The organism is Undibacterium sp. FW305-107 (assembly GCF_058788535.1).
Map to the genome: position 1 here is coordinate 291,857 of NZ_JBYTAV010000007.1, position 12,306 is coordinate 304,162.

At 53.4% G+C, this 12,306-nt stretch carries 9 protein-coding genes; 4 read left to right on the forward strand and 5 right to left on the reverse strand.

The window, feature by feature from the left end; genetic code table 11:
• Positions 1-57: 57 nt before the first annotated feature.
• Together AC3WQT_RS17405 and AC3WQT_RS17410 are read right to left on the reverse strand one after the other, a co-directional pair.
• Complete coding sequence (locus AC3WQT_RS17405; RefSeq protein WP_492705500.1) at positions 58-387, reverse strand: collagen-like protein; 330 nt, start codon at positions 385-387, stop codon at positions 58-60.
• A 378-nt stretch (positions 388-765) separates the two neighbouring features.
• Positions 766-2,655 carry a hypothetical protein gene (locus AC3WQT_RS17410; RefSeq protein WP_492705502.1) on the reverse strand — a complete coding sequence of 630 codons (1,890 nt, stop codon included), beginning with the start codon at positions 2,653-2,655 and terminating at the stop codon, positions 766-768.
• A 304-nt stretch (positions 2,656-2,959) separates the two neighbouring features.
• On the opposite strand from AC3WQT_RS17410, the gene AC3WQT_RS17415 reads away from it, so the two are divergent.
• A complete protein-coding gene (locus AC3WQT_RS17415; protein WP_492705504.1) occupies positions 2,960-4,060 on the forward strand; it encodes a PfkB family carbohydrate kinase in 1,101 nt (366 codons plus the stop codon).
• Between the two features lie 48 nt (positions 4,061-4,108).
• Positions 4,109-5,035, forward strand: a complete 927-nt coding sequence (locus AC3WQT_RS17420; protein ID WP_492705505.1) for a pseudouridine-5'-phosphate glycosidase — start codon at positions 4,109-4,111, stop codon at positions 5,033-5,035.
• 36 nt (positions 5,036-5,071) lie between these two features.
• Here AC3WQT_RS17420 and AC3WQT_RS17425 read toward each other — a convergent pair whose 3' ends face one another.
• From AC3WQT_RS17425 to AC3WQT_RS17435, 3 genes are all read right to left on the reverse strand, one after another.
• Complete coding sequence (locus AC3WQT_RS17425) at positions 5,072-5,590, reverse strand: hypothetical protein (protein ID WP_492705506.1); 519 nt, start codon at positions 5,588-5,590, stop codon at positions 5,072-5,074.
• A gap of 68 nt (positions 5,591-5,658) precedes the next feature.
• Positions 5,659-6,765 carry a patatin-like phospholipase family protein gene (locus tag AC3WQT_RS17430; RefSeq protein ID WP_492705508.1) on the reverse strand — a complete coding sequence of 369 codons (1,107 nt, stop codon included), beginning with the start codon at positions 6,763-6,765 and terminating at the stop codon, positions 5,659-5,661.
• An 8-nt stretch (positions 6,766-6,773) separates the two neighbouring features.
• Positions 6,774-6,971 (reverse strand): hypothetical protein, encoded by a 198-nt coding sequence (locus tag AC3WQT_RS17435; protein WP_492705509.1) that lies wholly within the window; start codon positions 6,969-6,971, stop codon positions 6,774-6,776.
• A gap of 242 nt (positions 6,972-7,213) precedes the next feature.
• Here AC3WQT_RS17435 and AC3WQT_RS17440 point away from each other — a divergent pair, with 242 nt between their 5' ends.
• Both AC3WQT_RS17440 and AC3WQT_RS17445 read left to right on the forward strand, forming a co-directional pair.
• Positions 7,214-10,528, forward strand: a complete 3,315-nt coding sequence (locus tag AC3WQT_RS17440) for a hypothetical protein (RefSeq protein WP_492705511.1) — start codon at positions 7,214-7,216, stop codon at positions 10,526-10,528.
• The gene (locus tag AC3WQT_RS17445) at positions 10,525-12,180 is read left to right on the forward strand and encodes an SWIM zinc finger family protein (protein WP_492705513.1); all 1,656 of its coding nucleotides are present in this window, start codon (positions 10,525-10,527) and stop codon (positions 12,178-12,180) included. The genes AC3WQT_RS17440 and AC3WQT_RS17445 overlap by 4 nt, the downstream gene beginning before the upstream one ends.
• Positions 12,181-12,306 lie beyond the last annotated feature (126 nt).

A 12,306-nucleotide genomic window follows, 5' to 3' on the forward strand; every position in this document is an offset into this window, starting at 1 on the left:
GGCAAACATGTGTTCATCAATGCCATAGCAAAGACGAGCACATGCTTGCCTGCGGATTTACTTCTGTGGCAAGACGACGATAGTGTCGCCTGGTTTGCCGGGTTCGCCCGTTTTACCTTTTTGGCCGTCATAGCCTGGCGCACCTTTTTCACCCGTTGCGCCTTGCATGCCATCAGCACCTGCGGGGCCAGTGGCACCTACAGAAGCAGGCGTGCCTGTTGCGCCAGTGGCACCAGTAGCGCCAGTGGCACCGGGTGCACCAGCAGGGCCAGGGACAGCGACCGGTACTGGAACTGCAACCGGCACAGCAACTTGCGCAGGTTGACGGTCACAGGCACTTGTTGCCATTACGCCAGCGAGTGTCAAAATGAGTATGGAAAATTTCATGGGGTGCCTTAGGTGATTAAAAAAAATGATTAACATTCGGAAATTACAATAGCTTCAGGAGCGATGCTGACACCCACCTACATGCAGGCAGCGCCAGCACAGATATCGCAATGCAGACACAGCATGCGCGCAATAAAGCGGTGCATCCGTACGCTGACGAACATACGGAGCAGTTTATTTGACCTATATTGGCGATACCGGTAATACAAAGTGAAGTACAAATCTCAGAATGCCTGCACTGTCAAAGCAAGCTGGTGTGGCTGGCGGGGTTGAAATAGATCAAAGCGAAATAGATCAAGAAAGAAAAAACCGCAGACCTTTAAAGTCTGCGGTTTTTTTGTTGGTAACTACTGTTGGCTTAATCAGCTTGCCTGGTTTTTACTTGGTTTTGGTCTTCAACAAAGTTTTTGGCAAAGGATTCAGATCAGGCCAGATATGACTAACGGTGACAGTATTGCTCTTGTGGCAGCTAAAGCAATTGGTACCGCCTGCCCAGTTGATGTTGGAGCCCTGATGCACGGTTTCCATAGTGGTATTGGCCAGCCTGCTGGTGCCCACCTGGTTGATTGCCGTGGCTGGTGGTTTGTCTGAATCCGGGGCGCGCCCACCGGTGGTCCAGGTTGAGCCTATCATCAGGTAATTCTTGCGTACATCACCAGCTGCCAGTTGTGAAATGACGCTACTGTTGATGGATAACAGGTCAGTGTTGGATTCAGGCGGGGTGATAACCGGGCCAGCGTGCGTAGGGTCAGCTTGGCGCGGGTTCTGGTCAGCGGCAGCTCCCCAGGGTTTCCAGCGTATGGTGTCATTGGGTTTGACAACGCAAGGTTTCACGCTTGTGTCGTTGCAGGTGATGGTATTGCCGGATGCCTTGTACAGGGCCTGGTTGAAAGGACCGCTTGCGCCGTCCTGGCTGAATAGCCATTTGCCCTTGGTGTTTTGCGGCACCAGTTTTTCTGCGCCATTGACATCGATGTATTTGTATTCGGCATTGGGCGTATTGTCCATGTGCTCAAAGCTCGCCCAGATCAACTCTGGATTACCCTTTGCGCTACCGACCACATGTACGCCAACCAGCGCCAGTTTGGTTTTTTTGTTTTTGACTGTTCCCTGTTTCAGCGACGCTGGCTGGTTGATGCTGATGTCAGGTACTTCCGCATCAATGATGATGAATTTCTTTTTGGTCGCTTCGTCAAAACCCGTGGTTTCTATCCATGCCAGCTTGACTTCAACTGCCAGTGCTTCTGGTGCAGCCAGGTCGCGCAGGCCCATTTTCTTCGCATAGGCAACCACGTCGGCCAATTCTTGTGCGGTAGTCGGATACTTCAGGTCTGCTGGTGCATTTGGTTTTCTTTGCGTCAGGAAGTAGGCAAACAAATCATTGGCTGCAATCGAGTAATACACCAGCGAGCCGTTTTGTGCGACCAGCACATTGCTGCCACCCGCCTGGCCTATGGTCATGTCGACCTGGTTACCAGCTGCGTCCAGGAAAATCAGGCCGCCCTTGGCACCGTTCTTGAAGCTTTGCACGATATTGCCGTCTGTACTTGCCGCAGTCAGCAGGGCAGTTTGCTTTTTTGGCAGGCGTGCCCGCAGGTTTGCTACCAGATCAGTCTCAATCTGCTTGCCAGCCTTGGTCAGCAGATTGACCTTGCCAGCCGCACCAACCTCAACATGATCTACTTCTACTGTTTTGCCAGCCTTGTTGAGCGTGGTGGCCTTGCCATTGGGGGCCAGTTTGGGTGGCAGGACTTCAAACAGTTTGCCTGATTTATCAAATGCCACAGGCAAATTATTCGGCCCCAATTGCTGCAACAAAGGGCTGAAATTCATCGCCTGTTTAGTCAGTTGCGGTATGAAGCTTCGCGTTTTGCCGACCAATGGCGATACACCGTAGAAAGCCGAAGAAGAGAAGATATAGTCGCCACCGGAAAGCCCCTTGGGTGTGGGTGAGGTCAGCCATAAAAACATCTGTTCCGACCATTGGTAAAAGCTGCACGCCGATGCATCAGGGAAATTCACACTATCAGCAGCCTTGACCAGACCATTAAGCTGCACGCCGGCTGGTTCAAACCATTGCGCGAATGGTGTCGGCGCTGGTCCTCCGGGGCTGGCGGGGGTAGCGGTAGTACAGGTTGGTTTGGCATCAGACGGCAGGATTTGCGCCTGTGCCAGCGGGCCAAGGCAAGCCGTAGCTAGCAAAGAAATGCAGGTAGTCAGTTTCACTGCGTGGGCAGGCTTGCGCTGCTTGCGATCATACGTGTTCATGGTTTCCCTCTCGTTGGATTTTGTTTTGATGTGCGAGTGCTAAAAGCTGATGATTTATTTCAATAATGCATTGCGGGGTTTGCAGAGGTACTCGCACAGCAACAAGTATCTGCATCTGCGAGGTTATCATTTTTTTATCTAAAATTATAAAAAGATTATATTTAATGTTAATTATTGTTATTTTATTGATACTTTCCAGCCCAGGTGATCTCAGACGGATGCAAACAGTTGTTGACTTGAAATGTACAATTGTTTATTGTTGAGAACAATTGTTTGTAATCTTTTTGATTTGCATTTCACCTTTATGTCTATTGCACTGAGTAAAAAAGAGCAGCTCTACCAGCTCATCGCAGCCCAGCCTTTTATCTCCCAGCAAGAACTGGCTGACCAGTTGGGTCTGTCACGTTCTGCCGTGGCCGGGCATATTGCGGCCCTGATACGCGAAAAACGTCTGCTGGGCCGTGCCTATGTCTTGCCTGACCAGCGTCCTGTTGTATGCATAGGCGGGGCGAATATAGACCGCAAATTGCGTACCCTGGGGCCGGTGCAGATGGGTACCTCGAATCCCGTCAGCCAGCATGAGGCCTTTGGTGGTGTTGCCCGCAATATTGCCGAGAATCTGGCACGCCTGGGCATGCCAACACGCCTGTTGTGCGCAGTCGGTGACGACGCTGCCGGGCGCAGCATGCTCGACCATGCGCAATCCGTCGGCATTGATGTCAAAGCCAGCCTGCAGGCAACGGGCATGCACAGCGGCAGCTATACTGCCTTGCTCAATGATGAGGGGGATATGGTGCTGGCATTGGCGCATATGGAATGCTGTGATGCCCTGACGCCAGATTACCTGCACAGCCGCCAGACCCAGCGCGGCCATGCTGCGTTTACCATCATCGACTTGAATTTACCGACAGATAGCATAGGCTTATTATTGCAAGAAGCGCATCAACAGGCGATGCCCCTGATGGCGGTGGCCGTGTCTGAACCCAAGATGGCGCGCCTGCCGCAGGATTTGCATGGCTTGCGCCTGCTGTTATTGAACCAGGGCGAACTCGCAGCCGCAGTTGGACGCAGCATACAAAACCAGGCAGAACTGGACGCTGCTTGCAAACAACTACAGCAGCGTGGCGTGCAGGACATTATCGTCACCAAGGGAATGGCAGGCGTGACTTTTACCACCAGCGCTGCGGAACATGGCATGCAGCATATGCCCGCGCCAGCAACCAGCGTGCGCGATGCCACAGGTGCAGGTGATGCCTTTGCCGCTGGTGTAGCATGGTCTTTATGCCGCCAGCCAGATGATCTGGGCCTGGCCTGTGAATATGGCTTGAAGCTGGCCAAACTGACGCTGGAAAGCGATGCGACAGTGGCAGCAACGATCAGCCCGACTATTTTTGAAGAAGCTTAGTACGTGACAAATATGGACTCATTCCATATTCAAAAAAAAGGAAACATCATGCAATCTTACCTGGTCTTATCCGATGAAGTCCGCGCTGCCCGCCTGGCGGCCAAGCCCGTGGTGGCGCTGGAATCCACCATCATCTCACACGGCATGCCTTATCCGCAAAACGTGCAGACTGCGCGTGAGCTCGAACAAATCATCCGTGATGGTGGTGCTGTGCCTGCCACCATCGCCATCATGAATGGCAAAATCCATATAGGCCTGAATGACGAAGAACTGGAACTGCTGGGCAACTCGCCCGACGCCATGAAAGTCAGCCGTCGTGACCTGGCCTTTGCACTGACCAATAACAAACTCGGTGCAACCACTGTTGCCGCCACCATGATCTGCGCTGCACTGGCAGGCATAGAAGTGTTTGTCACCGGCGGCATAGGTGGTGTGCACCGTGGTGCTGAAACCAGCTTCGACATTTCTGCCGACTTGCAAGAGCTGGCACGCACCTCGGTTGCCGTGGTCTGTGCCGGTGCCAAATCCATACTCGACATCGGCCTGACGCTGGAATATCTTGAGACCCATGGCGTACCCGTCGTCAGCGTAGGCCAGCCATCCTTCCCGGCTTTCTTTACCGCTGACAGCGGCTACAAGGCAGATTTCCAGCTCGACACGGCAGAACAACAGGCCGAGTTTATCCATGCCAAATGGAACCTGGGATTAAACGGCGGCATCGTCATTGCCAACCCGGTGCCGGTTGAATCTGCCATGCCCAAAGAAGAAATCGAAAGCATCACCCGGCAGGCGCTGAAGCTGGCTGATGAGATGGACATTACAGGCAAAGCCATCACGCCTTTCTTGCTGAACCGTATCAAGCAAATGACAGAAGGCCGCAGCCTGGAAACCAATATCGCGCTGGTCAAGAACAATGCGGTCGTCGGCACACAACTGGCACTGGCCCTGCATCATTTGCGCAAGCGTACGGTGTAAGATTTATCCCTGCCACTGCAAATGGGGCAGGGATATTTAAGCATCATCAAATTGCGGATAGCTGGCACCTTCCAGCATGTCTGGCACTGAGCAATTCACACCCGGTAAATTTTCCCAGCTTGGATCAGCCTCCGTGGTTTGCATCATGTTGGCCCAATGCAGGGTCGGGTTGCCAGATGATGTTGTCATCTGCATCTGGAATACCCATTGCCCTTCGAGTTTGCTCATATGACCAAAACCGGTAACGGTTTCCTGCAAGCGGTTATTGCCGATAAAACTGATTTGCACCTGTCCATTCGCGGTTACTGTACCCACCAGGCTGCGCTGTTGCGGTGCCCCCGTCCTGCCGCTTGATTCCGGGTCAAACATCAGGGCCGACGATACACCCCAAAAATAACCGTTCTTGTAGCCTGAGATATGCCAGACGGTCTGGTCACCCGTCCAGCTCAATACATTGTCGTCCGCTGAGAACTGCAAAGCTGGCAGATCAGGGTAAGTCACATACCAATATGTATCAGCCAGAAAATCCCAGGTAGTGCGATTGCTTGCAGACATGTGTGACTCCTTTGCGAGTGTGAAGAAGCATCATCTGTTTATTCAAATTATTCAAACAATCAATCAATTTACTCCTGCGGCAATTCGTGGATCACCAGCCCCGCATGCGGTGGCAACGGTTTTTGCCATGACTTGTGGCGCAATGCGCGTTTGCAATCGTGGATGCCGGCGGCCCAGCGGGCTTCCACGGTGGCCATGCTGAAATCTACATCCTTGAAATAATTGTCGTCAGGCAGCGCCTTCATGATGAGGTGGACGACATTGATGGTGTGATCACACCCCATGGCCATCAGCGGTTTCAATTCTTCTTTTTTACGCTCTGCTGCAGGCAGGTGTTCGGTCAGTGTGCGTATGGCACGCTGCAGGTCTTGTATGCGCTGGTAGATCAATAACTGTTCTGCCGAGCGGCTAGCATACTGTATGCTTTTATAGCGCGTCATGGCCGCAGAGATTGACTCTGGCCGGGTCTCTGACGGGTCCCACAGATCAATCATGAAGCACAGGGCATCTTCTTTTCTCTCTTCATCCAGGAAGACATCGAGCGGTGTATTGGAATACACGCCACCGTCCCAATAGGCACGCTCGCCTATCTTTACCGGTGCAAAACCGGGTGGCAGGGCACCGCTGGCCATGATGTGTTCTGGCCCCAGACGCCCGCGCTTGCTGTCAAACACCACGCCCTGGCCGCTGTCGATATCGACGGCGCAAATGCTGACGCGTATCGGGCCATCGTTGAGGTAATCAAAGTCCACATATTTTTCCAGCGTGGCCTTGAGGGGAGATGTGTCGTAAAAACCGGCTTCTTCTATCGGTACCCTGGCATTGATATCCCAGGCGGCACCAAAACGTGGTTTGAAAAAACCATTCACGCCCTGGGTAATGGCATTGAGGGTATTAAGGTTATTGGTGAGATTCATCCATGGCGAGAAGGTCGGCCAGAAACTGCCACGGCTGACAGCATCGGGTGCCAGGCTATCCCAGAAGGCACGCAATTGGGCGATGCGCGTCTCCGGTGGATTGCCCGCAATCAGTGCGCTGTTGATGGCACCGATGGATGTGCCTATGATCCAGTCCAGTGGCGTTTGTGCTTCATGCAATTGCTGGTACACACCCGCCTGATAGGCACCCAGGGCGCCGCCGCCCTGCAAAATCAATACGGTATCCTGATGGCTCATGCGCGGCTTCAGATGAATCCGCCGAGTTGTACCAGTTTGTGCTCTTCCCCGTCATGGGTGACAGAGATCAGGTCGACTTGATATGCGGCATTCAGTTCATGGCGCAAATGCGCACCCTGGCTGACTGCGGCCATAAAATCATCACCTGCTTCGGTGGATTTGACGATTTCTTTTTGTTCATTGCGGCTGATCAGACGATAGTGCATAAGTTCCTCGTGGAAAGAGTATTGTGTGGTGTTTTGATATCTTTTAACTCATTCTAGCATGTGCATTTTGTATGCATATTACATAGTGTAAAAAGCGAAAAATCATCTTTGTAGCTAAACGTAAGTATGTATTGCCTGCAATATAAACGATGTCATAATGCTTCGCTTTATGATGCCGGAAATGCTGAACCAGGTTTACGATTCCGGCTGGCGACATTTTCCGGAGCATGGCTATGCAGGGCATGATTAAATTGGTGAAGCTGGTGCGCATGCAGCCCACAGAGCGGCATTGCGAAATCGAGTTGTCTGAGGCGCCTCAGAGTGAAGGGTCAGTCCCTTTATACCTGGTTAATGTGCGTGAAGGCCATCCCGATGCCGAATGGCAGGAAAGCACCAGGACACCTTTCCCTGTCACCCTGGGGCAGGCAGAAACTCTGTATGCACAGGTGCTGGCCAGCAAACTGGAACAGGGCTTTGCAGATATGTCTGCACCACCAGCTATTCCAATTACATCAGCCACTCCAGCAACGCCAGCAACGCAGGATGAAGCCAAAGGCGATGCCATGCAATGGGGCCATTCTTCGCAAACCCTGGTGCAAAAAATCAGCAAGCCAGCGTCGGTATCTGGACAAGAAAAAATCCTGCTTGATCGTTTGCAAGCACGTGCCTGGTCTGGCATGTCGCGGGCAGAGCGCACGCGTACCGTCTGGCGCATAGCCGAGCGTCGCCTGCCTGCTGCCGTGCCACGCCTGGTCGAATTATTGGGCAGTGCCGATGCCATGCTCGATTACTGCATCGCCTATGCCATAGGCCGTTGCGGTGATGCCGGTGCCAAACAGGCCATGCTTGAGCTGAGCCAGCGCTCCAAAGATGCGCATGTCAAGCACATGGCGCGGCAAGCCTGGCTGGCATTGGCAACAACAGAAGAAGCGCAGCAATATGCGCAGGGTTTGCTCGTGCAGTGGCCAACTGATTTGCAAACTGCCTGGCAAAAAGCGCAGCAGGCGGCAGACTTGCAAAAAGGCATGGATGAAGTCTTGCTGGCCTTGCTGTCAGCCAAAGCCTGGAAGGACTGGCGTCATGATGACTGGCTGGAGCAACTGGACATGATAGGCCAGGCCAGTATCTCGCCATTGGCGCGGCCTTTGCTGTTGCAACAGTTGCGCAACCTGCCTGTGAATTTGCTGGTATTCCGCGCCTTCCGCCATCTGTACAAGACTGCAGAATTCAGGGCTGACGCTGAGATGTTTGGCATTCTGCACCAGCGCTTTGAAAAAGCCTGGCCGCTGTTTTTGCTCAGTTCCAATACCAGCTATGTGTATCTGGAAAGGCGTTACGTCAGCTATGCCGATGAAGTCAAAAAACCGAATACCAGGGTCGCCTATTCCAGCCTGACCCGCGATTACCTGCGCCGTCGTACCTGGCGCACACTGCGCCGTCTGGGTGAGCTGGAAAGTGCCGATTTCACCAGCATGGCAACCGGTGTATTGCTCGCCTGCGATGATACGCATGCAGAAAAGGCGCACATGCAAAGATTGGTTAACTGGAATTACCAGAGCCGTTCTTACACGACAGAACTGCGTTACCTCTCTCCCTATGCCAGCTGGATGGTATTCAACCAGCTTGTGCACCAGCATGATAGCGAAGTCAAGACCAGCCGCACTGCACTCAAGTGGTGGATACCAGCGACGACAGATAATCTCGATTACCCGCCTCGCACAAAACGGCAGGAAGCCTTCCCTGAACTATGGGATGCCGCACCAGAAAAATTGCTCTACCTGATGCAGCACAGCCAGTGCCACGGCGTGCATGTGTTTGCCGCACGCGCGCTGGTGGATAACCAGGCGTACTGCCAGCAGCTAAGCCTGGAACAATTGCAAGGCTTGCTGCAAAGCGCTTACCTGCCGACCAGGGAATTTGCTTTCAGCGTCGTCAAACAACGCTTTGCCGAACAAGTGCCAAGCCTTGACTGGTTGATGATCTTGCTGGCAACAGACTATGCGCCTGCTGCTGAATTTGCGCTTGGCTTTATCAGTAAAACCCCAGACCTGTATGCGCAAGAAGCAGGCTTGATCGTGGCGATGATCACCAGTCCGTCACAACGCGTGCGTGAAACCTGCCGCTTGCTGGCACATGGTACGACTGCTGCTACACGCCAGGTCGTCCTGAGTCGTTTGTCCATCTGGGCCAGACAGACTACCATGGCCGCAAGCCAGGTCGATGCCCTGCGCGATGACTTGCAATGGCTGATCCAGAATGTGCTGGCCGGGCAGGTCGCACAATTGCCGGACCAGGATATTGCTGTCTGGTGTGATTTGCTGCAGGCGACCAACTTCTGGCAGCAGGCACTCGCGACAGATATCTTGTTGGCCCATCCGGCAGGCATCGCCCATGTCTCACCGCTGACACTAAGGGATTTATTGCAGGATGCAGACCCCGGCAGGCAAAGCCTGGGCAGCCGTTTGTTTGCTGCCTTGCCCGCCGATGTATTGCGCCAGCAACCTGATCTCGTCGCCACGCTGGCAACAGCATTGGATGCGCGTGTGCGGGCAGCCATGACGCCGGTGATTACGCAACTCGCTAATGACACCGTCTTTGCCGAAAAGCTGTTGGCACACTTTATCGACGTCATTTTCCGTAGTGATAATGCCGATGGTGAAGAGAGTGTGCATGCTGACATCATCAACTGGTGCAGTGGCCCTTTGCAGGCGGCGACACTGGCCCAGCCTGTGGATATGCAATGGCGTCTGTTGCAGGCACGCAGCAAGGGGGCGCAGGAACTGGGTGCCATGTTGCTGATACAGGTGAATGGTGCATTGGCTACCAGTCTGTCAGTTTTGCAATGGGCTCTGCTGGGCAGGCACACCATCTTGCAAGTGCGGCTGCGTGCCCAACATTACTTCAGCCAGCATGTGCCTGAGGTGCGTGCAAACCTCAATGATGCACTGCGCATACTTGATACCCGCTGGCCAGAAACCCGTTCTTTTGCGGCAGATTATTTTGCCCGCCATATCAGTGCTGAGGAATGGTCGCTGAGTCAGTTGCTGGCCTTGTGCGACCATCAGCAAGCTGCGATACAAAGACTGGGCAGGCAATTGATCACCCGTCACTTCCGCGTGGAAGATGCCGCCGAATATGTATTGAGCCTCGCCCAGCATCCATCAGCCAACATGCAGTTATTTGTCAGCCAGTGGCTGGAACAAGGTGTGCAGACATATGCTGATATACAGGCAGCACTTCAGCATCTTCAACAACTGCGTCCTTACTTCCTCAGTGTGCTGTCGCATGTGAACAAGGCGCGCACGGTCAAGAACCGCGTGATCCGCTTCTTGCAGGACCAGGGTTTGCTGTCCGCAGACCATGCGCAATTTGTTGCCCAGATTTTCACGCGTCAGGTATTGACCGTGGCGATACAGGACAAGGCGCAATACATCCTGGGTTTGACGCAATTGCAGGCTGCATATCCGGCACTGGCTGAATCAAATGACTGGCCCATGCAACTTGTTGCCCCACGCTTGCACAAGGATGCAGCCACTATTTCTGCGGAGTCTGTATGAAGTTTGAATACCGCTATTTTGGCAATAGCCAGGTGAATGACAGCGCTACTGCCACCAATATGCAGTTTGCGCCGGATACTTTGCGTACACCCACGTATTTTGCGGCCACCCTGCAACCCACGCTGGCGCTGGCTTACCGCGAAGCCATCAGTGCCATGCATGATGTGGTGGTGTCTGACCTGCGCACCCAGCCCAAGGACAGGACAGCCTACTTCGCCTGGCTGGCAGAAAATGAAGCCAGCTTGCTGGCAGATTTCATGGCGCAAGAAAAAGAACTGCGTGAAAAAATCACGCCCTTGCGTGCAGAACTCACCAAGGTGCAGAATCAAAAGTATAGTCTCATGCAGCCTTTCTACAAGGCGCAGCGAGAATACTTTGATTACCTGTACAAAGAAAACCGCGACATGTGGATAGTGCTTGACCCTGTCATCACCGTGCATCCCGATAAGGTTTTCTTTGAATGCTTCAGCCGTGATGAATCGACTTATGCCAGCCTGAGTTGCCGCCACAATGTCTTCAAGCATCTGGGTGAATTTGCCTGCGGTACTACGAATATCGATTATTCGTCAGCCCTGTATGATGAATTCCAGAAGATACGCGCCTATAAAGAAACCCGCTTTGAAATCCAGTCAGATGGTTTCAAAGTGCAGACCGGCCATGATGAGCAATACCATGAAGCCAAGATAGATTTGCCTGACAGCTGGATGCGCGGCTTCTTGCAAGTCAGCACTGCCATGTCCATGCCTGCCCACAAGCTGGAGCTGCACCCCATGGATGTGCACAGCATCTGCCACATCCTGCGCCGCAAGACTGAGCGGGTAGGGCCACGCTCGATACGTTTCATCCTTGAGCCAGGCCAGCCCATCACCATGCTGTTTGAGCCCTGGGGCATCAAGCTAGTGTGCCAGCGTTCTGTCTTCACCGGCAAAGAAGCAGCCGAGGTCAGGATATGGGGGCGTCGCCGCTTGCTGACGCTGGAACGCCTGATTGCTGTTGCCGACAAGTTCAGCGTCATGCTCATGGGCACAGGTTTGCCCAGCTTCTGGATCGCCCATCTGCCTGACATGGATTACACACTCGGATTATCCGGCTGGACAGCCAATGACTGGTCACGTGCCGGGCAATTTGATTTGCTGGCACCGCGTCTTGATGTTGATGACACGACGGCACAAGCCGTGGCACATGCCTTGTCGTCTCAATGGTCAGCCAGCACCGCCAGCCTGGCACAGCAATTACAGCTCGACAGCAAGCTCGTGGCATCTGCCCTGACCGGCCTCATGCAGGCAGGCCGCGTGGTGTATGACGCCGTTGATCAGGTAGCCCGCTGGCGCGATCTGGTGCGCGAACCCATCAATGTCGCCAGCCTGCGCTTCGCCAGCGAACGTGAAGCTCTGGCCGCGCAGCTCGTACACAAAAACCTCTTGCTCGATTTGCAGTCTGCCCGTGTAGCCGGTGGTGGCATCGAATGGAAAGCCAGCGTCAGCGCCAGTATCACGAACACCAAGAAACTCAGCAAGACCATGATCAGGCTGGACAATGATGACAGACTGGTGGACGGCAATTGCAGTTGCGATTACTACGTGCGCAACCGCATGTTCCGCGGGCCTTGTGAGCATATGCTGGCGATCAGGCAAGTGGCCAATAGCAAGTGAGTTGTTGATTACAAGTTTTTACATCGTAGTTATTTACAGGAGGTGAGCAGGACATTAGAATAAGTGCAGGCAGGAAGGCTCTTGCAATCCGGATGGTGTATCGCCATCCATGTTTTTTGCTTAGCT